Genomic DNA, 23,502 nt, shown 5'->3' with positions numbered 1-23,502 from the left:
CTCTGCTTTCCTTACCGCGGTCAGGAGACCGCTTCGTCAAGACGGGCCGCCTGCTTGTCCTTGAGCGGTCCGATGACGGACAGCGAGGGGCGGTGTCCCAGTACATCGCGGGCGACCGCGCGTACCTCGTCCGGGGTGACGGCCGCGATCCGCGCCAGCATGTCGTCCACGGACATCTGGCTGCCCCAGCACAGTTCGCTCTTGCCGATACGGTTCATCAGCGCGCCGGTGTCCTCCAGGCCGAGGACGGTGGAGCCGGAGAGCTGGCCCACCGCGCGCCCGATCTCGTCGTCGCTGAGACCTTCGGAGGCGGCCTTGTCCAGTTCGTCCCGGCAGATCTTGAGGACGTCGTGGACCTGGTTGGGGCGGCAGCCCGCGTACACGCCGAAGAGTCCGCAGTCGGCGAAGCCCGAGGTGTACGAGTAGACGCTGTAGGCGAGGCCGCGCTTCTCCCGTACTTCCTGGAAGAGCCGCGAACTCATGCCGCCGCCGAGCGCGGTGTTGAGGACCCCGAGGGCCCAGCGCCGCTCGTCGGTGCGGGCGAGTCCCGGCATGCCGAGGACGACGTGGGCCTGTTCCGTCTTCCGGTTCAGGACGTCGACCCGGCCCGCGGTGCGCAGGGCACGGGTGCCCTCGCGGGGGGCGAGGGGGACCGCGTCCGTACGGGACAGGGCGCCGGCCCGGTCGAACGCCTTGCGGACCTGCCGTACGACCGTGGCGTGGTCGACGTTGCCCGCGGCGGCCACGACCAGGTGGGTGGGGTCGTAGTGCTTCTTGTAGAAGCGGGCGATCCGGTCGCGGTCCAGGGCCTTGACGGTCTCGACGGTGCCGAGGACCGGGCGGCCGAGGGGGGTGTCGCCGAGCATGGTCTGCGCGAACAGGTCGTGCACCACGTCACCGGGGTCGTCCTCGGTCATGGCGATCTCTTCGAGGATGACCCCGCGTTCGGCCTCGACGTCGGCGGCCTCGATGAGGGAGCCGGTGAGCATGTCGCACACGACGTCGATGGCGAGCGGCAGGTCGGTGTCGAGGACACGCGCGTAGTAGCAGGTGTACTCCTTCGCCGTGAAGGCGTTCATCTCACCGCCGACCGCGTCGACGGCGGACGAGATGTCGAGTGCGCTGCGCCGGTTCGTGCCCTTGAACAGGAGGTGTTCCAGGTAGTGGGTGGCCCCGTTGAGCGCGGGCGTCTCGTCCCGGGAGCCGACCTGGACCCAGATGCCGAAGGTGGCGGAGCGCACCGACGGCAGGGACTCGGTGACGATGCGCAGGCCGCCAGGCAGGGTGGTACGGCGGACCGTCCCGATGCCGTTCTCGCCCTTGAGGAGCGTTTGGGTACGGGCAACGGCCCGCGCCTCCGAGGAGGTGCGGGCCGTTGCCCTGGAGCCGGTTGTCACGAGGTCGCTTCGTCCTTCGCGTCTTCGGTGGCCGTACCGTCGGCGGACTCCTCGTCCTCCATCACGGGGATGAGGGAGAGCTTGCCGCGCTGGTCGATCTCGGCGATCTCGACCTGGACCTTCTGGCCCACCCCGAGGACGTCCTCGACGTTCTCGACGCGCTTGCCGCCGGCGAGCTTGCGGATCTGCGAGATGTGCAGCAGTCCGTCCTTGCCGGGGAGCAGGGAGACGAAGGCACCGAAGGTGGTGGTCTTGACGACCGTACCCAGGTAGCGCTCGCCGACCTCCGGCATCGTCGGGTTGGCGATCTGGTTGATCGTGGCGCGGGCGGCCTCGGCGGCGGGGCCGTCGGCGGCACCGATGTAGATGGTGCCGTCGTCCTCGATCGTGATGTCGGCGCCGGTGTCCTCCTGGATCTGGTTGATCATCTTGCCCTTGGGGCCGATGACCTCACCGATCTTGTCCACCGGGATCTTGACGGTGATGATCCGGGGGGCGTTGGGGGACATCTCGTCCGGGACGTCGATGGCCTCGTTCATCACGTCGAGGATGTGGAGGCGGGCGTCGCGGGCCTGCTTCAGCGCGGCAGCCAGGACCGAGGCGGGGATGCCGTCGAGCTTGGTGTCGAGCTGGAGCGCGGTGACGAACGTCTTCGTACCGGCGACCTTGAAGTCCATGTCGCCGAAGGCGTCCTCCGCACCGAGGATGTCGGTGAGGGTGACGTAGTGGGTCTCGCCGTCGATCTCCTGCGAGATCAGGCCCATGGCGATACCGGCGACGGGGGCCTTGAGGGGCACACCGGCGTTCAGCAGGGACATGGTGGAGGCGCAGACCGAGCCCATGGACGTCGAGCCGTTGGAGCTCAGCGCCTCGGAGACCTGGCGGATCGCGTACGGGAACTCCTCGCGCGTCGGCAGCACCGGCACGAGCGCGCGCTCGGCCAGGGCGCCGTGACCGATCTCGCGGCGCTTCGGCGAACCGACGCGGCCGGTCTCGCCGGTGGAGTACGGCGGGAAGTTGTAGTTGTGCATGTAGCGCTTGCGGGTCACCGGGGAGAGGGTGTCCAGCTGCTGCTCCATGCGGAGCATGTTGAGGGTGGTGACACCCAGGATCTGGGTCTCGCCCCGCTCGAACAGCGCGGAACCGTGCACGCGCGGGATGGCCTCGACCTCGGCGGCGAGCGTACGGATGTCCGTGACGCCACGGCCGTCGATGCGGACCTTGTCCTTGATGACGCGCTCACGGACCAGGGTCTTGGTGAGCGAGCGGTACGCGGCGGAGATCTCCTTCTCGCGGCCCTCGAACTGCGGGAGCAGCTTCTCGCCGGCGAGGCCCTTGACGCGGTCCAGCTCGGCCTCGCGCTCCTGCTTGCCGGCGATGGTGAGCGCCTTGGCCAGCTCGCCGCGGACGGCGGAGGTGAGCGCCTCCAGGACGTCGTCCTCGTAGTCGAGGAAGATCGGGAACTCGCCGGTGGGCTTGGCGGCCTTGGCGGCGAGGTCCGACTGCGCCTTGCAGAGCGCCTTGATGAAGGGCTTCGCGGCTTCCAGGCCGGCGGCGACGATCTCCTCGGTGGGAGCCTCGGCGCCGTCCTTGACCAGCTGGATCGTACGGTCGGTGGCCTCGGCCTCGACCATCATGATCGCGACGTCGCCGTCCTCCAGGACGCGGCCCGCGACGACCATGTCGAAGACGGCGTCCTCGAGCTCGGTGTGCGTCGGGAAGGCGACCCACTGGCCCTTGATCAGGGCGACGCGGGTGCCGCCGACGGGGCCGGAGAAGGGCAGGCCCGCGAGGATCGTGGAGCAGGAGGCGGCGTTGATCGCGACCACGTCGTACAGGTGGTCGGGGTTGAGCGCCATGATCGTCTCGACGACCTGGATCTCGTTGCGCAGGCCCTTCTTGAAGGACGGGCGCAGCGGGCGGTCGATGAGACGGCAGGTGAGGATCGCGTCCTCGGAGGGCCGGCCCTCGCGGCGGAAGAACGAGCCGGGGATCTTGCCGGCCGCGTACTGGCGCTCCTCGACGTCCACCGTGAGGGGGAAGAAGTCGAGCTGGTCCTTGGGCTTCTTGGAGGCGGTCGTGGCCGACAGCACCATGGTGTCGTCGTCCAGGTAGGCCACGGCGGAGCCGGCGGCCTGACGGGCCAGGCGGCCCGTCTCGAAGCGGATGGTGCGGGTGCCGAAGGTTCCGTTGTCGATCACGGCTTCGGCGTAGTGGGTCTCGTTCTCCACTAGTGTTCTCTCCTCGTCTTCGTCCGGTGCCCGTGTGGCAGGGGACGTGGCGGAGAAGCGCTCCTTGGTGCGGGCCGGTCTTCGATCGAAGCACCCGGGGCCGCGGCGTGGGCCGCGCGCCTTTCCGGGCGCCACTACCGAGGACCGGCGGCGGCGGAGTTCGCTTCTCCTCTTCAGTTGGTGCTCTTCGGTGGTGCTCTTCTTCTGTGGTGCTCTTCTGTACTGCTCTTCTTGGTGCTCCCGCACCAGATTACGTGGTGCGGGTCGTCATACGGCGAAGGGAGCGGTCCCCGGGATGGGGGAACCGCTCCCTGTCACGGCGTCGGGATTACTTGGCACCGCCGGCGGCACCGCGGCGGATGCCCAGGCGCTCCACCAGCACACGGAAGCGCTGGATGTCCTTCTTGGCCAGGTACTGAAGGAGGCGGCGGCGCTGGCCGACCAGGATCAGCAGGCCACGGCGGGAGTGGTGGTCGTGCTTGTGCACCTTGAGGTGCTCGGTCAGGTCCGAGATCCGGCGCGACAGCATGGCGACCTGGACCTCGGGGGAGCCGGTGTCGCCTTCCTTCTGGCCGAACTCGGTCATGATCGTCTTCTTTGTAGCGGCGTCGAGCGGCACGCGTACTCCTCGTGGGTCTTCGTGGCCATCGAGTGCCCCAGGTCGAATACTCTGGGGAGCTTCCGTGACTCGGGAGGCTGGGGATCCGTCGTGTGCCGACCGGGGAGCCTTTGGATCGGTGAGGATCTGTCGGGGCGCCGGGGTCACGTACACAGACGGCCGTCGCCCAGAGTACCAGCCGGTTCACGCACTTCTCACCCGGGTACGGGCGGCCCGCTCTGCCATGACGTCCCTAGGAGGTCATGGCCCGGATCGAGTGGTAGACGTCGAAGACGGCGAGGCACAGCGGTACGAGCGTCAGCAGCACGCAGGATTCCGCGATCTCCAGAAAGCGGCCCCAGAACGGGGTGACGCCCTTGCGCGGCACGATCAGCCCGACGGCCGTGATCAGCGCGGCGACGGCGGCGACCGCCGTGGTGAGCCAGACCGTACGGATGTCCAGGGCCCGGCCGTCACCGGTGAGGGCCTCGCGCATCAGGCCGGCGGGCGGGTTGAGGCACAGGCCGAGCACGAGGAGCACCAGCGCGCCGAGGCCCGCGGCCAGGGCGCAGCCGACCTGCGCGGTGTAGCGGAAGAGGTGGGCGCGCATGAGCATGGCGACGCCGGTGGCGAGGGCGAGGAGCTGTCCCCACACGTCGTCGGAGAAGCCGAGCACCGCGGCGGCGGCGACGGCCACCAGCGCGCAGCCCCCGACCAGGCCGACGAGCAGTTCGTGGCCGCGGCGGGCCTGGGCGGCGATCCGTGCGGCGTCGACGGTGCCCTGGGGCTCGGGGTCGGTGCCGTACCCGCCGACGGCGGTACGGGGCGGTTCGAAGCCGATCGGGAGCCGGGCGAAGCGGGTGGAGAGGCCGGGCAGGAAGGCGAGGGCGCCGACGGCGAGCGGGGCGCAGAGCGCGGCGGTCTCGGCGGGCTCCAGGTGGCGGGTGATCGCGACGAAGGTGAGCAGGAGACCGGTGGCGGCGGCGAGGACGAAGGCGACGAAGGGGCCGTCGCCGCCGGGGGAGACGATCACCAGGATCACGGAGGCGACCAGGACGGCGGCGCAGGCGAGCAGGAACTGGAGCCGGCCGACGCCCTGTCCCGCGTCGAGGGGCAGCAGTCCTGATCCGCCGACCGCCATGTTCGCGAGGGAGCCGATGCCGAGGGCGACGGAGGAGGCGCGGTCGTCGTACACCCGGGCCCGTACGGCGGAGAGGGCGAGCAGCAGGACCCCGGTGACGCCGGCGAGGACGCCGGGCAGGCCGTGCATGTCGTGCCGGGGGTCGGCGGTCCAGAGGACGAAGCCGAGCAGGACGAGGAGGACCGAGCCGCCGAGGAGTCCCGCGGCGCGCATCAGCCGGTCGGTCCACAGGGCGCGGTCGCGGGCGACGGCGGAGGCGACGGCGTCGGACACGTCGTCGAAGACGGCGGGCGGCAGGGACTCGGCGAAGGGGCGCAGGGACAGCAGCTCGCCGTCGAGGATGCGCTGGGCCGCCAGGGACAGGGCGCTGTCCAGTACGGTGCCGTCGCGGCGTACCAGGTGGTAGCCGACGGGGGCGCCGTCGGCGGGGCTCTGGCCGGAGAGCCGGAGGATCTCCGGGTAGAGGTCCGCGACCGCGATGTCCTCGGGGAGTGCCACGTCGACGCGGCTGTCGGGGGCGACGACGGTGACCCGGCAGAAGCCGGTTCCGCCGCCGGACGGGGCCGGGGAGGTGGGCCGGCCGGTTCCGGTGGCCGCCGCTGGGGCCGTGATACTCACCTGCTGCTTCCCCTCGTGGTTCTGGTCGTGCCCGCCGTGGAGATGTGGTGTGCGGTGTGGAGACACCGGTCCCGGAGGCCTCGTGGCCGCGCCCCGAATGCCCCTCTTCTTGCGGTAGTTCACGAGTTGGCGAGGGGTGTGAACGCGTCGGGTCACACTACCGCCAACCCCTGGGTGCGGACGCAAGTAGGATCCCTGCCGCGGATGGAACCCGTCGCCACGGGGGCGCCGACAGAAACATTCCGTCCGGCGAGGGAATGGGTGAGCTGTGAGTCAGATCGTCGTCAAGCGCCCACCACGGGTCCTGCCGTCCGAGGTGCCCGGCGACCAGGTGCAGCTGCAACCTCCGCCCGAACTGCCGCGCGGGCAGCAGGAGGGCGCGCTGATGCAGCTGCTCCCGATGCTGGGGATGGGCGGTTCCGTCGTCTTCTTCTTCATGACCCCGAACCCGATCATGCGGATCATGGGCATGGTGATGATCGCGTCGACGGTGGCCATGGCGATCGCGATGCTGGTGCGCTACCGGCGCGGCACCCAGGGGCAGCTCGCCGACATGCGGCGCGACTACCTCAAGTACCTGACGCAGACCCGGCGTTCGGTGCTGCGCACGGCGCGTCTCCAGCGTGACGCGCAGTACTACCTCCACCCGTCCCCCGAGCAGTTGTGGGCGCTGGTCGCCGAGGGCAGCCGGGTGTGGGAGCGGCGGGTCGGTGACCACGACTTCGGGCAGGTACGGATCGGTCTGGGCAGCCAGGAGCTGGCGACGCCGCTGATCGCGCCCGAGACCGCGCCGGTCGACGAGCTGGAGCCGCTGACCGCCGGCGCCATGCGCCAATTCCTCACGGCGCACGGCACGTTGGACGGCCTGCCGATGGCTGTCTCGCTGCGCGCCTTCTACCACGTGACGGTCGGCGGCGAGGCCGGGTCGGTGCGCTCCACGGCCCGTGCGATGGTCGCCTCGCTCGCCTCCCTCCACTCCCCCGACGACCTGGTGATCGCGTTCGCCACGGGGCGCGAGGAGGCCGCGGCGTGGGAGTGGGCGAAGTGGCTGCCGCACGTCCAGTCCGCCGGCGCCACGGACGGGGCGGGCAGCCGCCGCCTCATCACCACGGACCCCTGGGAGCTGGAGACGCTCCTGGCCGGACACCTCGAAGGCCGCCCCCGTTTCCAGCCGGGCGGCCAGCCGCTGCTGGACCAGCCGCACGTCGTGGTCGTCCTGGACGGCAGGACCGTACCGCCGGCGTCGGCGCTCGCGGCGGCCGAGGGGCTCCAGGGGGTGACGGTGATCGAGGTCGTGCCCGGCGAGGTCACCGGCGCGCGGGGCAGCCTCTCCGTCGTCGTACGCCCGGACGCGCTCCAACTGGAGGTGGGGAACGGCCTGGTGTACGACGGGGAGCCCGACCTGCTCAGTGTGGCGGCGGCCGAGGCGCTGGCCAGGCAGCTCGCCCCGCTGCGGGTGGCGTCGGGCGGCGACGACGACGAACCGCTGCTGGCCAACCTGGACTTCACCGATCTGCTGAACCTGGGCGACGCGGCGTCCGTCGACGTCACCCGGACGTGGCGGCCCCGCTCGCAGGCGGAGCGGCTGCGGGTGCCGATCGGGGTCGGTGAGGACGGCAGCCCGGTGATGCTGGACCTCAAGGAGGCCGCGCAGGAGGGCATGGGGCCGCACGGCCTGTGTGTCGGGGCGACCGGTTCCGGCAAGTCCGAGCTGCTCCGCACCCTCGTACTGGGTCTGGCCGTCACGCATTCCTCGGAGACCCTCAACTTCGTCCTGGCGGACTTCAAGGGCGGCGCCACCTTCGCGGGCATGTCGCAGATGCCGCACGTGGCGGCGGTGATCACCAACCTGGCGGACGACCTGACGCTGGTGGACCGTATGGGTGACTCCATCCGCGGTGAGCTGAACCGCCGTCAGGAGGTGCTGCGGGACGCGGGGAACTACGCCAACATCCACGACTACGAGAAGGCGCGCGCGGCGGGCGCGCCGCTCCGGCCGATCCCGTCGCTCGTGCTGGTGATCGACGAGTTCAGCGAACTCCTCACCGCCATGCCGGACTTCATCGAGATGTTCGTGCAGATCGGCCGCATCGGGCGGTCGCTGGGCGTCCATCTCCTGCTGGCGTCCCAGCGGTTGGAGGAGGGGCGGCTGCGCGGCCTGGAGACGTACCTCTCGTACCGCGTCGGTCTGCGGACCTTCTCCGCCGCCGAGTCGCGGGCGGCGCTGGGGGTGCCGGACGCCTACCAGCTGCCCAACGTGCCGGGTTCGGGGTATCTGAAGTTCGGCACGGACGAAATGGTGCGGTTCAAGGCGGCGTACGTCTCCGGGGTGTACCGCACGGGCGCGCAGCGGGCCGCGGTGCCGGGCGGGCCGCTCCCGGTGGACCGCAGGCCGGTGGCGTTCACGGCGGCGCCCGTACCGGTGCGGTACGTGGAGCCGGCCCCGGGGCCCGTCGTGCCGGAGGCGCGGGCGGCGGAGGACGACGCGCTCGCCGACTCCGTACTCGACGTGATCGTGCGGCGGTTGGAGGGGCGCGGCGCGGAGGCGCACCAGGTGTGGCTGCCGCCGCTGGACAACCCGCCGTCGCTGGACGAGGTGCTCCCCGGGCTCGCGGACGTGCCGGGCCGGGGGCTGACGCAGCCCGGGTACGAGGGGGCGGGGCGGCTCGTCGTACCGCTCGGGGTGGTCGACAAGCCGTTCGAGCAGCGGCGGGACACGCTCTTCCGGGACTTCTCGGGGGCGGCGGGACACATGCAGATCGTGGGCGGCCCGCAGTCCGGCAAGTCCACCCTGCTGCGGACCCTGATCTCGGCGTTCGCACTGACGCACACGCCGCGCGAAGTCCAGTTCTACGGACTGGACTTCGGCGGGGGCGGGCTGTCGTCGGTGGCGCGGCTGCCGCATGTGGGCGGAGTGGCCTCCCGGCTCGATCCCGAGCGGGTGCGGCGTACGGTCGCCGAGGTGTACGGCATCCTGACGCGCCGCGAGGAGTACTTCCGGGCCGCCGGGATCGACTCCATCGCGACGTTCCGGCGGATGCGGGCGCGGGGTGACATCTCGCCGGCGGACCAGCCGTGGGGCGACGTGTTCCTGGTGATCGACGGCTGGGGCAACTTCCGTTCCGACTACGAGGGTCTGGAGCAGGCGGTCCTGGAGATGGCGGCGCGGGGCCTCGGGTACGGCATCCACGTCGTCCTGACCGCGTCCCGCTCGATGGAGGTACGCGCCAACCTCAAGGACCACCTGATGAACCGGCTGGAGCTGCGGCTCGGCGACACGATGGACTCGGAGCTGGACCGCAAGTCGGCCGTCAACGTGCCGGCGGGGGTGCCCGGGCGCGGTCTGACCCCAGAGAAGCTGCACTTCATGGCGGCGGTGCCGAGGATCGACGGCATCAACTCGGACAGCGACCTGTCGGAGGCGACGGCCGCGATGGCCCAGGAGGTCACCCGGCACTGGACCGAGCCGGGGGCCCCTGCCGTACGGCTGCTGCCGCGCGAACTCCCGGCGGCGGAGCTGCCCGGGGGCGCGGAGCGGCCGGACCACGGGGTCGCCTTCGCCATCGACGAGAACAACCTGGAGCCGGTCTTCGTCAACTTCGAACGCGACCCGTTCTTCCTGGTGTTCGGGGAGAGCGAGTCCGGCAAGTCCAACCTGCTGCGGCTGCTGATCAAGCAACTGTCCGAGCGGTACGACGGCGACTCCTGCAAGCTCTTCGTCATCGACAACAGGCGCGGGCTGCTGGGTGTCACTCCGCCGAGCCACCTGGCGGAGTACGTGCCGATGTCCAACAACATGGAGCACCACGTCGACGCGCTGGCGAACCTGATGCAGCGCCGTACGCCGTCCCCGGACGTCACGGCGGAGGAGCTGCGCGAGCGCAGCTGGTGGCGGGGCCCGACGGTGTACGTGGTGGTGGACGACTACGACCTGGTCTCCACGTCGAGCGGCAACCCGCTGGCCAAGCTCGCCGAGCTGCTGCCGTTCGCGCGGGACGTGGGAGTGCGCTTCATCATCGCCCGCAGCACGGCGGGCGCGAGCCGGGCGGCGTACGAACCGTTCATGCAGCGCATGCAGGAGCTGGGCGCCCAGGGCGTCCTGCTGTCCGGGGACCCGAACGAGGGCGACGTCCTGGCAGGCGTACGCCCCCGCCCGATGCCGGCGGGCCGCGGGGTGTTCGTCTCCCGGCGGCGGGGGAATCCCCTGGTCCAGACGGGGCTGGTGGCGGAGGGGCCGCTGTCGTGACGGGCCGGCGGTGGAAACGGTCCGGGCGGGCCGGGACGTGTGAGGCGGAGGATGGCCACGCTCGTCGGACGGTGCCGCGCTGGGCCGGTACGGGCACGGCTGTCCTGCTCGCGGCGGTCGGCTGCTCCGGCGAACCCGACCACAGCGCTCCCCCGGGCGTCACGGCGGAGCGGGTCTGTGACAGCGCCCTGGACACGGCGGGGGCCGAGGCGTTGAAGCGCCTGGGCGGCACCGACCGGTTCACCGAACTCACCGGGACGACGGAGGCGGGACAGCCGAACGCGTTCTCCGTCGCGCGGGCGGCGAAGCACCTGCACGACGACACCGCCCTGCGGAGCAGGTGCACGGTGTACCAGGCCGGTGACACGAGCGGCCGGCCGCTGGTCGAACTGGACTTCAAGGCGGCGAGCCGCTTCCCCGGCCGAGGCGATGTGGAGAGCGGCGCCCGGGACCTCACGTACTACCCCATGGGAGTCCTCGCCTACACCAAGCAGGAGAACTCCACGTCGCTGTACTTCCGGTGCACCACCACGGGCAAGGGGAACGCCGCAGCCGCGACCCCGTACGTGAACGCGGGTCTCTTCAGCACCCCCGCCCAGATCGAGGGGGACAGCACGGGCAAGGACAGGATGACGGTCCTCAACTCCGTGTCGCGGCGGCTCGCGGACGTACTGGCGTGCGGGGGCGAGGCCGGGCTGCCCGAGCGGATACCCGTACCCGAGGAGCCCGGCGCGTGAGGATGAGCTGAGATCGGCGGTCGGTCCGAGTGAACGGCGCGCACCGGAGTACGGGGCGCACGGGGGAAGGAGCCCGCACATGGCGTGGGACGAGTGGGAACAACTGAAGACCGCGGCGGCCGAGAGCCGGTCGACGGGGATGCGACTGAATCAGCTTCCGGGCGACCAGGGCGGGGGCGGCGGAACCGCCGGCGACGCACAGGGCGATCTCAAGGTCACCCAGTCCGATCTCGCCGCGATCGGGGACAAGGCGTTCAAGCTGTACAACCGATTGTGGAAGGAAGCGCGGGTCGCCGTACCGAGCAGCGACAAGGCCGCCGGCGATCTGACGACGCAGGGCTTCGCCCTGGGTGCGGCGCTCCAGCATGTCTCCGTCCGCTGGGAGGACCAGCTCAAGTCGCTGATGGACGCGTGTGCCCATATCTCGAACCACATGGACTACACGAAGAACGCGCACGCCGGTGACGAGCACTTCATCCAGGGGCAGTTGAGCAGTATCGCCATGCTCGACCAGGGCTTCGACGAGGCGTACGGCGAACCGGGCAAGAAGAACAAGGGGGACGACTGATGAACCTGGAGGACCTGCGCTTCGCCCGCTTCAAGCCGCTCGACGACGCGATCGCCGACTGGACGACGATGGTACGCAACCTCGTGGATCTGGAGACGGAGGCGCACAACGGGCTCAGGGGGCAGGCGAACAAGGCCAACTGGACCGGCGTCAACGCGACCGTCTCGCGCAAGTTCATCGGCAGGACCGCCGAGGAGTTCAAGGACGCCCACACCCAGGCAACCTCGATCAAGAACATTCTGAGCGATACGCGGGACGAGCTGAAGGAGCATCAGCGGGCCCTGGAGGCGGCCCTCGACCGCGCGCTGAAGAAGAACCTCACCGTGACCTCGACCGCGGGCGGCGGTTTCACGGTCACCATGAACATCCACCCCGACCGGGCCGCGAAGGGAACGACCGTCCCCGAGCACAGCGAGAGTGACGTCACCCTCTTCCGGGACGAGATCCAGGGCATCCTCGACCGGGCGACGCAGAGCGACAGCTCGGCCGCCACCGTGCTCAGGGCGCTCGCCGACCAGAGCAGGTACGGCTTCTCCGGGGCCGCGTACAAGGACCGGGACTCCGCGGACGGCGCGATCAAGGAAGCGGACCGGCTGGCACGGCTCGCGCGGCAGAAGCCGGGGGATCTCAGCGTCAAGGAGTTCGACGAACTCAACGCGGGACTCAAGAAGTACGCGGACGACGAACTCTTCGCGGAGCGCTTCGCCGCGCAGTTGGGCGCCAAGGGGACGCTGGAGTTCTGGGCCGGCGTCAACGACCCGCACGACGGCGCCCGGTTGGGCCACGAACGGGTGGGACAGTACGGCGAGTTGCAGAAGAACCTCAGCCTGACGCTCGCCACGGCCAGCCAGAGCGACAGCCAGAGCATGACGGACTGGAAGCGGGACATGACGGGCCTCGGCAGCCAGCCGGTGGGCAGGCCGGGCGGTCCCATGGGGTTCCAGGTCATGAGCAACCTGATGCGGTGGGGCGATTTCGACGACGGGTTCCTCAAGAGCTACGGCAGTGAGCTGATCAAGACCGAGAAGAAGATCACCGACAACGGCGGGCACGCGCCGCTGGCCTGGCAGCGCATGGGGATGGACCCGTTCCTGAACCGCACCGGAACCGACTCCGGATCGGACCCGATGACGGGCTTCATGAAGGCCCTGTCGAACAGCCCGGACGCGGCGACCGACTTCTTCAGCGACCCCTTCGTGACGAAGGACGAGGACCACGACTTCAAGCGTGAGGGCCCTGACGGCAAGGAAGTGAAGGCCGGGCTCAGCAATTTCGACTACCTCTTCGAGGAGCGGGACTGGCCCCAGGAACAGAACAGCGAGGGCGAGCGGAGCAACACGGGCCGCAACGCGATGGCCCTGGCCCTGGAGGCTGCCACCACCGGCCACCCGGCCGGCGAACTGCCGGGCCCGGACACCCCGGCCCACAACGCGCGGCAGGCGAATCTGATGAAGAGCCTGGTGTCGTCCATCGCGGACGACCCGGAGCGTCTGACGAAGCACGGCTACATGTCGGACAGCGTCGGGCAGATCGCGGCGGAGTATTTGCCGGACATCACGCTGGCCACGACGGACGACACCCGAGGCAGCGCCAAGAACCTCTTCCCCATCGCCGAAAAGAGGGCCGATCTGAGTCACGCCTCCGTGACGCGTTTCCTGGTCAGCGTGGGCCAGAACCCGGAGGGATTCGCGAATGTGGAGGTCGGCCAGAAGGCGTACATGGCAAATCTCCTCGATTACCACATGAATCCCGATCTGCCTGACGATCTGCGCTATCCCCACTCACCCGAGGACACCGTCAAGGAGATCGCACGCAGGTCGGGTGAGGTGGGCGGAACCATCGCCGTCGGCAGGCAGGAGGCGGTGCTGGGCCCGGCGAGCCAGGCGGACGGCGATTTCGAGGACGCGGTGGCCCAGAAGAAGAACACCTGGTCCGGTGCCATCGGAACAGGTGTCGGCGTGGGGGTCAGCTTCATCGCGACGCCCGTCGGCGGCGCTGTCGCGAGTGGCGTCGCCGGGACGGTGAGCAGCGTGGTTCTTGAACACATATTCCAGCAGTCCGAGCCGGACCAACTCCAGGAAGCCGGCAAAAGCGCCGGAGCGATCTGGGAAGCCAGCACGAAGAGCAACGTGGGCATCAGCCAGCTGGCAGCGGAAACAGCGGTGAAGGCCCATGGCGCACCGTACGGCGACCAGGCACTCGAATGGGCAAGGATCGGTACCCTGGACGGTTTCGGGGATGCCTCTGTGAACGTTGCCCAGATGGCCGATGACCTCGAAACGGAGATTCAGCCGGGATGACCTTCTCCTTCCGAGAAATAGCTCCTTCCACCTCAGGGGACGCCTTGAAACACCCGGAGAGAACCGGCGGACGCGGCCGGCGCGGAACCCTCGCACTGGCCGGAGCACTGCTCCTCGCGGTCTGCTCGGCCTCCTGTTCGTCACCGCCGAAGAAGGAGTACGAAACACCCGACGCCCTCTGCGGAGTCTCTGTCGACCCCGGACTGGTCGCGCCCTTCCTGCCGGCGGGAGAGAAGATCTCCATGCACCCTGACAACAGTATTCAGGGATGGATGCTGTGTGACGTGGGCGTCGACGGCACGCGGGTCCTGTCCGCGAACACCAAGTGGGGGGAGGGCTCGCTGCGCGAAGTGGCGGGCGATCCGTTGAACGGTGTCGACGTGAACAGCACGACGACACCGGACAAGCGCTATACGTATACCCGCCTGGGCGGAATCGGGCTGGTCGACTGCCAGGACCCCGAACGGCCCGACCAGCAACTCATCGCTTCTGTACGCGTCATGAAGAAATCCGGGAGCGAAGCGGAGATGAAGAAGCTCATCACCGCGTACACCAAAAGCGTGGCCACACCGGAAGAGTGCGCACGGCGGAAACTGTGATCACCGCGAGGACTTCCAGGGAGACAAAGTCGTACGGCAGGCGAGCGGCGGCTTCTGTGGTCGGATTGCTCGCCCTGGGTCTCCTGGCCACGGGCTGCTCGTCACCGGAGAAGGAATACGCGACGCCGAGCAGCCTGTGCGACGTTTCCGTACCGCCCGATCTGCTCGACCCCTTCCTCCCCGCGGGGAAGAAACTCTCTTCCGTTCCGAAGAACGACGTCCAGGGCATTACGCGGTGCCGGCTGGTCGTGGACGAGAAGACGGTCGTCTCGGCGAGCACGGAGTGGTACGAGAAAACATTGCGGGAGGTGGCGGGCGCCCCCTACAACGAAGTCGAACTGGACAGCACCACAACACCGGACAAGCGCTACATATACGCCGTCAAGGGCGGCATAGGGCTGGTCGACTGCCAGGATCCGAAGCGGCCGGACCAGAGGCTCATCGCCTCGGTGCGCGTGACACAGGGAGCGAAGGACGAGACTCGGATGAAGGAGCTGATCACCGCGTTCACCGAGGGAGTGGCAGGCTCGGCCGAGTGTGAGCGTCGGAGGCTGGGGTAGATCCCGCACCCCCGCACCCGTACGCGAAAACGAGGCGGGGTGGGCGCCTCCCGCGTGTGCCCACCCCGCCTCGTTTTGCTCGTTCGGCCCGGTCCGCTCAGTGGAAGTTCGAGGCCGCCTTCTGGTCTCCGGCCTTGTACGCCGGAGCCGCTTCCTGCACGGCGCGGGAGATCTGGAGGAGCGCCGTGTGGATGGCCATCGCGTCCTTGTCCCACTTGGCCTGGGCGCCGTTGTACGCCTCGCGGGCCTCGCCCTCCCAGAGGTCCGACACCGAACGGATCTTCGCCTGGATGGCCTTGAGGCTCTGGTCGAGCCGGTCGGCCTGGGTCTTGATGTCCCGGGCGGCCTCGTCGAGCCGCGTGTACGTGACGATCATCGTGCCGTCGTTCTGCGCCATGGAAGTCCTGCCTCTCTGCTTACTGGTTCACTCGGTCGGGTCGGCTGTCAGTAGTGGTTGAGGTTGGACGTCGCCTTCTCCGCGCCGGCGTCGCCCGAGTAGCCGTCCACCACGTCCACCCCGCGCAGGGCCGCCTCGACCTCGTCGTCGGTGTTGCCGGCGATGGTGCGGGCCGCCTCGATGGCTTCCTGGAAGTTGAGCAGCAGGTTGCCGATGCCGACCATGTTGTTGTTGATCTGCGTCTGCTTGGCGTTGAAGGCCCCGGCGCCGATGCCCGCCCAGTGGCCTTCGAGGCTGTCGATCGTCGCCTGGAGCCTGTGGAGCTGGCCCTTGACGTCGTCGAAGCTCTTGGTGAGTTCGCCCTGGAGCGACTTGAGCGCTACACCGTTCACCTTCTGGACTGCCATGCGATGTTCCTTTCCTGGAGCTGGGGTCGCGGTGGGGGTGTCCCACCGGTCGAGGAGTGTGTGTACGTACGTACGTGGCCGTGGCTTGCGTACGTACGGTCGTCAGGCCGTACGGCGCCTGCGGAGCACGGCGAAGGTCCCTCCCGCGAGGACCACCACCACGGCGACCCCGCCGAGAATCAGCCCCAACTGCCCGTCGTCCGACGTCTTCTCGGCCGAGCCTGCCACGACGGCCTCGGAGCCGGGCTTGCCCTTCTCCGGCTGTGGCGAAGGTGATGCGGAGGGGGACGCGGAGGCTACGGGGTAGACCTCGTCGGCGAGCAGCTTGGCGTCGGGTGGGCCCGGGTTGCCCTTGCCGTTGAGGATGATCTCGCGAGGGCGGATCAGGCCGTGGCCGTAGTAGTTGCTGAGGGATTTCTTCGAAGCGTCCCGGCTGGCGGTGTCGAAGACGGCGCGGAGTACCTGGTTCGCGGTCCAGTCCCGGTGTGCCGACCAGACCAAGGCCGCTGACGCGGAGAAAAGAGCAGCGGCGGTGGTCGAGCCGCCTCCGTCATCGCAGTAGCTCTGGAAGGTCGCGTCGCACCAGCGCGGAATGTCCTTGCCGGGAGCCGCGACGGATACGGTCGTACCGTGCTGGGAGTCCGCGGTGACGGCGCCCTCCTGATCGGCGGAGCCGACGCCGACGACCTCAGGGAATGCGGCCGGATACTGCGGTTTGTTCCCCTTCTTCGCGTTGTCACCGGTGCCCGCCACCAGCAGCTTTCCCTTACTCACGGCGTATTCGAGCGCGGAGTGCTGCCCGAACATGTCCAGCCCGATCGCGTGCTCGTTGCCGATGGAGATGTTGATGATCTGGGCGTCGCTGTCCGCCGCGGCCCGGATGGCGCGCTTCAACGGATCGTTGATCTGTGGCAGTTCATCATGCTTGAGAAGGGGCAGCTTGATCGGGATGATCTTGGCGCCCGGCGCGAGGCCACGCAGTCCGCCGCCCTTGCCCGTGCCGGCGATCAGTTCGGCCGTGGTCGTTCCCTGGCCGTTCGTGTCGGCGGTGGAACCGCTGCCGTCCTCGGTGGTGGCGTTCACCCCCTCCAAGACCTGGCCCTTGAGCGACGGTGTGGACGGGTTGACGCCGGAGTCGATGACCGCGACCTTGATGCCCTCACCCGTGGTGACCTTCCACATGTCCTCGGCATGCAACGCGTCCAGGTACCACTGCTTCGAGCGCTCGTCTGCCGAGGCGTCCGGGGCCGTACCGACGATGCCGAGGGTCCACGCGCTCAGCGCGGCCACCACGCAGAGCAGTTCCCGCCGCACCGGACGGGACCTGCTGCCGCGCTTCCGGGCGGGGCTCATTCCTGCCGTCATCCTGACTTCCGAACCTTCCTCGGTGCCTGTTCGGCGCCTAATCGATCACCGGCGGCCCGGCGGGGCGCCGGCCGGCCGTCCATGTTTCTTCGTCTTCCGTCAGGTAGTCGGGACGCGACACGGCCTCGTCCTGTTCTTCTTCCTCCGGCCGCCGTCCGCCGGGACCACGGACCAGGCCCGAGCCCCCCTGGGTGAAGCCCGCACCGGGGCGGGACCGGGAGGCGGCGCCGCGCGGGGTACCGACGACCCCGTTCGTACTGGCGGTGCCCCGCGCGCCGGACCGGGGTGTGTTCGCCGGGTTGGCCCCGACCACACCACCCCGACCGGTCCTTGCGCCGGTGGCGCGGCCCGAGGCCGCTCCCTCACCGCCGATGACGTTCCCCCGTGGCATACGGGAGCCGGTGGAGCCGGCGGCGCGCTGCGGATTCCCGCCCACGATGCCGTTCCCACGGCCTGCTCCCGCGCGACCGGCAGGAGTCTGGCCCGTACCACCGGCACCTGACGCGCCGGCGCGTCCTGCCGCTCCGGAGCCGCTGCCGATCGTCCCCGCCCGGCCGGCCGTACCCGAACCGCCCGATGCCGTCGGCGCGCGTCCGGCAGGGCCACCCCCCTTGCCGAGTGATCCGCCACTCTGTCCCACGGATTTGGCGTAGCTCTGCGGACCCTTCGACCCGGATCCGCCCCGGGAGACGAGGTTCGCAGGTCCGCCGGCCGGGGGAGGCACGGTCCCGCCGCCGGAACCCGGTCCTCCTGTCGAGGACGGGAGCGTCGACGCGTCCGGGAGCGCGGGAGGAGCCGGCGGTGCCACCGCGTTGTCGATCTCCACCGATGTCTCCCGTTCGGGAGCGGGGGTGATCGGGCGGACGGTGTCCAGATCCCTCTGCGACCGGTCCGCGTCGCCGAGGGAGTCGGAACGGGACGACACCGACGAGACCTCGGACTCGTCCGCCGGGCCGTCGCCGACGTTCCTCGCACCCTTGGCGCGGAGCACCGGGCCCACCTTGCTCGGCGGGGGCACGTTCGCCTTGAGCACTCGGTCGAACCTCGGTGGTTCCTGGGCCGCCAGGGTTTCCTCGGAGACCGCGTAGAACGACGCCAGGCGGTTCATCTGGTTGATGGCCTCCTGGCGGTCCCTCTCCACCTTCTTCGCGGCCTCGTAGTCCGGATTGCCGTCCACCTGCGCGACGATCTCGATGTCCTCGACGCTCTGCTTGTGCAGCCGGGTGTCGCGGGGCGGCATGGACTTGTGCACCGACGCCAGGCCGGTACCGGCGGCGGTGATCTGCGTCGCCGCCACATCGGCGAACGCACCCAGACCCCGGGCGTGTTCGGCGAGTCCTCGGCCGAACGAGCGGAACTCGTCGCCCGATTGGCCCTTCCACTCGACCTTGTCGACGTAGTCCTGGAGTTCCTGTGCCGCGTCGGCGAGCGCGTCCCTGGCCTTCCACAGGGCGTTGCCCGCAGTCTCGAGATCCGCCGGGTTCGCGGTCTTCACCAAGTCGATCATGGCGTTGAGGTCGTGGCCCTCGAAGCTGGTCCTGGCGAAGGGGCCGGGGCCGCCGCCGGATCCGAAAAAGCCGCTCATGATCGACGACACCTTCTGGGTGATGTCGATGGCGCCGAGCTGACCCTGGACGCGTGCCTGGTCCTGCTGGTGCTGTTCCTCGGGGGTGAGTTCTTCGGGCTTCCCGTCAGCCATGGGTCACCATTCCCGCTTCGAAGAGTCGTGCCGCGATCCGTTCTTCGCCTTCTCCGCCTGGTCCTGCTGAACGATCCGCTCCTGCTCGATACGGTCCTGAATTGCCGCGTACCGCCGCCGCACGTCTTCCTCGACGTTGTCGAACCCGACCTCCGCCGCGTGCACCCCGATGCTCAGCGTCTCGATCTGATCGCCGAGCGTCCGGGAGAGCGAGACGAGCGACTGGTGCACTCGGTTGTACTGCGCGTACAGGCCGTCCGCCTCGGCGAATGTCGCGTTGCTTCCGCTCAGCGAGGTCCTGGCGACTGTCTGCGCCGCCACCTTCGTGCCTCCGGCCGCCCCGCCTTCGAGGTCCGCCAGCAGATCCTTCACCCGGCTCTGGAAGCGTTTCAGCGCGCCGACACCGCGTTCGAGGTCGCTCCCACCGGTCGAGGCTCCCCCGCCTCCCCCGCCGTCCGCAGGGATCACCATGCCTTTGTTCCTCTCCCCGTTTACCTCGACTGCCTCAGTCACCTCAGTGGTCCTACGTTGCGATCGTGGCGCCGCACACAACAACCGCACCTGTGGATCTCACTCTAGCGATCGGCTCCGACAGCCCCAAGGGCGTTGTCCGCGGCGGGACTTCCTGTTACGGGTTCGGTGCGGGAGTGCGGGGAGTGTGCACTCGCAACTCCTCACGCGGTATGTCCCGCACGCCGCGTACGCCTCCGCGCGTCGCGCAGGGCCACCGCGCCGCCCGCCGTCGCCGCGACCAGCACGCCCGCGCCGACGAGCACGTACGTCGCGAGGCGTGTCGCGCGTTCGTCCGGTGTCTCGCCGACGTGGAACCGGGCCGCCGCGGGCGCCTCGACCGGGTCGGCGCCGCGGTCCGCGACCGGCGCGTCGAGGGGCTTGTCGTCCTCGGTCAGGGCCCGTACGGGGTCCACGACTCCCCAGCCCACCAGGCGGTCGTGGCCCGCGATGGAGCGTTCCGCGGTCTGCTCGATCTGGGCGACGATCTGCTTCGGCGTCCAGTCCGGGTGCTTGCCCTTGATGAGCGCGGCGACTCCGGCGACGTACGGGGCGGAGAAACTCGTCCCGTTGTCCGCGCAGTGGCCGCCGCCGGGAACGGTGGAGACCATGTCGACGCCGGGGGCGGCGACCCCGACGAACTCGCCGGACTGGGAGAAGGCCGCCCGTTCGTTGTTCCTGTCGGACGACGCCACGGCCAGCACACCCTCGTACGAGGCCGGGTAGGTCTCCTTGACGTTCCCGCCGAGGCCGTCGTTGCCCGCCGAGGCGACCACGACGACGTCCTGGTCGAGGGCGTTGTCCACCGCCTGCTTCAACTCGGGTGCGGGTTCGACCGCGTTGGCCGTGTCCTGGGAGATGTTGATGATGTCGGCGCGCGCCTCGACGGCGTAGGTGATGGCGTCGGCGAGGGTCTCGGCGGTGCCGTGGCCCTCGGCGTCGTTCTGCTGGATGGGGATGATGGTGGCCCCGGGCGCCAGGCCGACGAAGCCGGTGCCTTCCCTGGGGCGGGCCGCGATGATCCCGGCGACCTTGGTGCCGTGGCCCACGGTGTCGCTGGTGCCGTCCTCCTTGCCGCGTTCGATCGTGCCGCCGAAGTCGTCCTTCAGCCCGCGTTTCATCTTGTTGCGGCCGCTCTTCACGTCGACGGCCGGGGTGAGTTGGGGATTCCTGACGTCGACGCCCGTGTCGATGACCGCGACCCGTACCCCTTTGCCGGTGGACTGCGACCACAGTTCGTCGAGCAGCACCCGTTGCAGCGCCCAGGGGCGGCCCGCGTACGGCTTGCTGGGGAACGTGCACTGGGTGTCGGTGGGGCCCTCGGCCGCGGCGGACGCGGGCAGGGCGAGGAGGGCCGCCGCGGCGGTGACCACGGTGGCGGTGGCGGCGAGGAGCCGTCGGTCGGCCATGTGCGTTGTTCCCCTCACGCGTCCCGTCACGCCCACTCTCACACTCCCTCTCACGAGCCCTGGATCTGCCGGGCCGCCGCCGTCGACAGCCGGGGCCCCGTCGGCAGGAACGTGGCCCACGCGGCGGGGACCGGCGCCGGGGCGACATCCTGGTAGCCGAGCCGGTTCTGCGCCTGCTGGGCCTCCTGCTGCCGTGCCAGGCGCTCCTGGGCCGTACCGGCTCCGATGCCGGGCTCGTCCGCGGCGCTGTCGCCGTTGGACTGCATGCCGTAGCGCAGGCCCGTGTCGGTGACGAGGAAGACGAATCCCGAGGCGGTCGACGATCCCTGGAACTGCCGGAACAACTGCCCGGAGCCCGGGGTGACATAGGCGCTGGAGCCGGTGGGCAGCGGCTTCGGGAAGTCGGTGCCCGCCCAGGTGCTCAGTGTGGTGGCCCCGCCGTCGGCGTCGTCCACGTCCCGCAGCACACTGCACACGGTGTTACGGCTTCCGGCGTCGGTGCCCGCCTCGTTGACCGGTGTGGGATCGCTCCGCGGCCAGTCCTTGTCCTGCCCGAACGGCTCCCCGGGCTCGATGGCGCCGGGGCTCACCGACATGGCCCGGCCCGCCTGGCCGACCGTGACCAGTTCCTTGCTGCTGAGCAGCAGCTTCGCCGTGAAGTCCGTGACCGGGGCGACCCGGCCCGGCAGCACCACGTACTGCTGGTTCTTGGAGTTGACGGGGGCGACGAGGACCATGCCCACCTTGTTCGCCTCCTTCGGCAGCAGCGCGCCGGGGGCGTTCGGGTCGGCACCGGGGGTGCCCGTGATCGCCGGGAAGTCGATGGTGCCGCCCTGGTGCAGGGTCTCCAGCCAGGCGGCCGTGACGCGCTGCGGCTTGCGGTCGGCGCCGACCACCTGGCGCAGGAGCAGCTCGTCCTTCTTCACGCGGTACGCCTTGCCCTCGGCGTCCACGACGTACCGGACCTTGTCCGGGCCCTCGACGTAAAGGAGTTCACCGCCGCGCAGGCGCTCCGCCCCTTCGGTCCTGCCCTGTTCGCGCTTCGCGAGGACGAACGCGGCCTTCTGGATGGCCCGCCCGCCCGCGCTCGGCCGCTCGCAGACCGCCCAACGCTTCGCCGCCCCGGCCTCCTTGGCGTCGGGGAGCCGGTCGGGGGCGTACGGGATACCGACGGTCGGGCCGTGGGCCAGGTCGCTGCGGTCGATGACCGATTCGCTGACGTTGATGACCTTGCCCTTGTCCTGGTCGAGCAGGAGTTTGGCGGAGGCCATGTTCAGCACCGGGTGCAGCTGCTTCGTCCTCCCCGTCCGCAACACCACATAGCGGGTGGTGGACTTGCTGGCGATGATGACGTTCTCGTTGACCGCGTCCCATCCCTTGGGCGCCACGGGCTTGAACATCCCCCACGCGCCGAAGGCCGCGAGGATCACCACACCGACGATGACACCGGGCAGCACCGCACGCAGCGGACGGGGCGCGCCCTCTTCCGAACCGGTCGAGTTCGGCTGCACGAACTGCGCGATCAGCCTTCGTTTCGCGAAGGTGTAGGCGTTGAGTTCGTCCCGTCGTGATGCCATCTGTCCGCTGTCCCTCTTCCCCCACTGAGCGACCGGGTTCCCTCGTGCACCGGAGGGACCTGTGTGTCGCGCCGGCCCCCTACTATGCATGCCGGCGCTCGCGTCCCACCGCTCAGGTAGGGTGATCGACCGGTCAACGCCCAGGGGCGGACGGCAGTTACGGCGCAAGGGGGCACGGCGGCGATGAGTACGGCGACGCGCGAGCGCGACGGACGGAGCAGCCCCGCGCGGGTCCCCGCTCCGTCCGGCCGGCGGCGCGGCAGACGCGCGGAGACCGGCGTGGTGAGTACGGCCCCAGGAGTCGCTCCGGCGCGGACGACTCTGCGCTCCCGCCCCCGCGCCGGTCACCTCGGGCCCTTTCAGCTACGGCAGTTGGTGCTCGTCGAAGTCGCTCTCGCGCTGACCGGGATCGGCCTGGCGCTCGGTGGGCTCCGGCTCGTGCCGGCCGCGACCGTGGCCGGTGTGCTGGTGCTGGTCGCCGTGTCGCGCCGCCGGGGCCACGCCGTACAGGACTGGCTGTCGACGGCTCTCGCGCTGCGGGCGCGCAACCGGCCCGCCGAGCCGTGCGGCCCTGATGTCGACCCCTCGCTGGCGCCCGTGGCGGAGAGTGTGCCGGGATTCCGCCCGTACACCTACGTCGACCGGAACCGCCGCACGGTGGGCATGCTCGGCGACGGCACGTTCCTGACGGTGGTGGTACGGATCGAGGCCAGCGGCGACGGGCTGCGCCCGGTGTTCGGCGCGCGCTCGCTGCCGCTCACCCTCCTCGCGGACGCCCTCACCGTGGACGACATCACCCTGGAATCCGTGCAGTTGGTGCAGCAGGTGCGTTCGGCGCCCGCCCCGCACCTGCCCCAACAGGCCGTGGCCCGGCTCTCGTACGCCCCCCTCCAGGAGCAGACCGGCGCCCCCGCGCTGCGCCTCACCTGGGTGGCGATCAAGCTGGATCCCGAGCTGTGCCGGGAGGCCGTGGACGCGCGCGGCGGTGGGATCGAAGGGGCCCAGCGCTGCCTGGTGCGGGTGGCGGACCATGTGGCGAGCCGGCTCACCGGCGCCGGGTTCCGGGCCGTGGTGCTGGACCAGGAAGAGCTCAACTCCGCCGTGGCGACCTCGGCCTGTGCCAGCCCCGCGCTGGCGGCCCGC

The 23,502-nt window shown here is 70.0% G+C and carries 18 protein-coding genes; 7 read left to right on the top strand and 11 right to left on the bottom strand.

Translation table 11 applies throughout. From position 1 onward, the window contains the following. Positions 1 to 20: 20 nt before the first annotated feature. The 4 genes from GT042_RS36630 to eccD form a co-directional block, all read right to left on the bottom strand. Entirely contained in the window at positions 21 to 1,397 is a 1,377-nt protein-coding gene (locus GT042_RS36630; RefSeq protein ID WP_161312977.1) for a pitrilysin family protein, read from the bottom strand. Next, positions 1,394 to 3,628: a polyribonucleotide nucleotidyltransferase gene (locus GT042_RS36625; protein ID WP_161312976.1), complete on the bottom strand. Its 2,235-nt coding sequence runs from the start codon at positions 3,626 to 3,628 to the stop codon at positions 1,394 to 1,396. The genes GT042_RS36630 and GT042_RS36625 overlap by 4 nt, the downstream gene beginning before the upstream one ends. Positions 3,629 to 3,956: 328 nt before the next feature. After that, the gene (gene rpsO / locus GT042_RS36620; RefSeq protein WP_161312975.1) at positions 3,957 to 4,247 is read right to left on the bottom strand and encodes a 30S ribosomal protein S15; all 291 of its coding nucleotides are present in this window, start codon (positions 4,245 to 4,247) and stop codon (positions 3,957 to 3,959) included. Positions 4,248 to 4,479: 232 nt separating this feature from the next. Next, positions 4,480 to 5,985 (bottom strand): type VII secretion integral membrane protein EccD, encoded by a 1,506-nt coding sequence (gene eccD / locus GT042_RS36615; protein WP_345944056.1) that lies wholly within the window; start codon positions 5,983 to 5,985, stop codon positions 4,480 to 4,482. Positions 5,986 to 6,253: 268 nt separating this feature from the next. On the opposite strand from eccD, the gene eccCa reads away from it, so the two are divergent. The 6 genes from eccCa (at position 6,254) to GT042_RS36585 (ending at position 14,995) form a co-directional block, all read left to right on the top strand. Then, entirely contained in the window at positions 6,254 to 10,231 is a 3,978-nt protein-coding gene (gene eccCa, locus GT042_RS36610) for a type VII secretion protein EccCa (RefSeq protein WP_161312974.1), read from the top strand. Between the two features lie 71 nt (positions 10,232 to 10,302). Then, on the top strand, positions 10,303 to 10,968 hold the full coding sequence (locus GT042_RS36605) for a hypothetical protein (RefSeq protein ID WP_161312973.1): 666 nt from the start codon (positions 10,303 to 10,305) through the stop codon (positions 10,966 to 10,968). 79 nt (positions 10,969 to 11,047) lie between these two features. Further along, on the top strand, positions 11,048 to 11,536 hold the full coding sequence (locus tag GT042_RS36600) for a hypothetical protein (RefSeq protein ID WP_161312972.1): 489 nt from the start codon (positions 11,048 to 11,050) through the stop codon (positions 11,534 to 11,536). Next, entirely contained in the window at positions 11,536 to 13,836 is a 2,301-nt protein-coding gene (locus GT042_RS36595; RefSeq protein ID WP_161312971.1) for a DUF6571 family protein, read from the top strand. The genes GT042_RS36600 and GT042_RS36595 overlap by 1 nt, the downstream gene beginning before the upstream one ends. A 284-nt stretch (positions 13,837 to 14,120) precedes the next feature. After that, positions 14,121 to 14,435: a hypothetical protein gene (locus GT042_RS39755; protein ID WP_237531557.1), complete on the top strand. Its 315-nt coding sequence runs from the start codon at positions 14,121 to 14,123 to the stop codon at positions 14,433 to 14,435. Further along, the gene (locus GT042_RS36585; RefSeq protein ID WP_161312969.1) at positions 14,432 to 14,995 is read left to right on the top strand and encodes a hypothetical protein; all 564 of its coding nucleotides are present in this window, start codon (positions 14,432 to 14,434) and stop codon (positions 14,993 to 14,995) included. Before GT042_RS39755 ends, GT042_RS36585 begins: the two co-directional genes overlap by 4 nt. 97 nt (positions 14,996 to 15,092) lie before the next feature. On the opposite strand, the gene GT042_RS36580 is transcribed toward GT042_RS36585, so the two are convergent. From GT042_RS36580 to eccB, 7 genes are all read right to left on the bottom strand, one after another. Beyond that, positions 15,093 to 15,392: a WXG100 family type VII secretion target gene (locus GT042_RS36580; protein WP_161312968.1), complete on the bottom strand. Its 300-nt coding sequence runs from the start codon at positions 15,390 to 15,392 to the stop codon at positions 15,093 to 15,095. Positions 15,393 to 15,439: 47 nt separating this feature from the next. After that, on the bottom strand, positions 15,440 to 15,799 hold the full coding sequence (locus tag GT042_RS36575; protein ID WP_161312967.1) for a WXG100 family type VII secretion target: 360 nt from the start codon (positions 15,797 to 15,799) through the stop codon (positions 15,440 to 15,442). A gap of 102 nt (positions 15,800 to 15,901) precedes the next feature. Continuing rightward, positions 15,902 to 17,152 carry a S8 family serine peptidase gene (locus tag GT042_RS36570; RefSeq protein WP_237531556.1) on the bottom strand — a complete coding sequence of 417 codons (1,251 nt, stop codon included), beginning with the start codon at positions 17,150 to 17,152 and terminating at the stop codon, positions 15,902 to 15,904. A 49-nt stretch (positions 17,153 to 17,201) separates the two neighbouring features. Next, positions 17,202 to 18,863: a hypothetical protein gene (locus GT042_RS36565; protein WP_161312965.1), complete on the bottom strand. Its 1,662-nt coding sequence runs from the start codon at positions 18,861 to 18,863 to the stop codon at positions 17,202 to 17,204. A gap of 3 nt (positions 18,864 to 18,866) precedes the next feature. Further along, positions 18,867 to 19,334, bottom strand: coding sequence for a hypothetical protein (locus tag GT042_RS36560; RefSeq protein WP_161312964.1), 468 nt, complete (start codon positions 19,332 to 19,334; stop codon positions 18,867 to 18,869). A 203-nt stretch (positions 19,335 to 19,537) separates the two neighbouring features. Further along, positions 19,538 to 20,782, bottom strand: coding sequence for a type VII secretion-associated serine protease mycosin (gene mycP, locus GT042_RS36555; protein ID WP_161312963.1), 1,245 nt, complete (start codon positions 20,780 to 20,782; stop codon positions 19,538 to 19,540). Positions 20,783 to 20,832: 50 nt separating this feature from the next. After that, entirely contained in the window at positions 20,833 to 22,359 is a 1,527-nt protein-coding gene (eccB, locus tag GT042_RS36550; protein WP_161312962.1) for a type VII secretion protein EccB, read from the bottom strand. A 183-nt stretch (positions 22,360 to 22,542) separates the two neighbouring features. Here eccB and eccE point away from each other — a divergent pair. Continuing rightward, positions 22,543 to 23,502: type VII secretion protein EccE (gene eccE, locus GT042_RS36545; RefSeq protein ID WP_161312961.1), on the top strand; the 960-nt coding region annotated here is incomplete at its 3' end.

The sequence above is a fragment of the Streptomyces sp. SID3212 genome, from assembly GCF_009865405.1.
Taxonomy (GTDB): Bacteria; Actinomycetota; Actinomycetes; order Streptomycetales; family Streptomycetaceae; genus Streptomyces.
The sequence above is the reverse complement of the archived record's forward strand: the minus strand, read 5'-3'. Positions and strand labels throughout refer to the sequence as shown.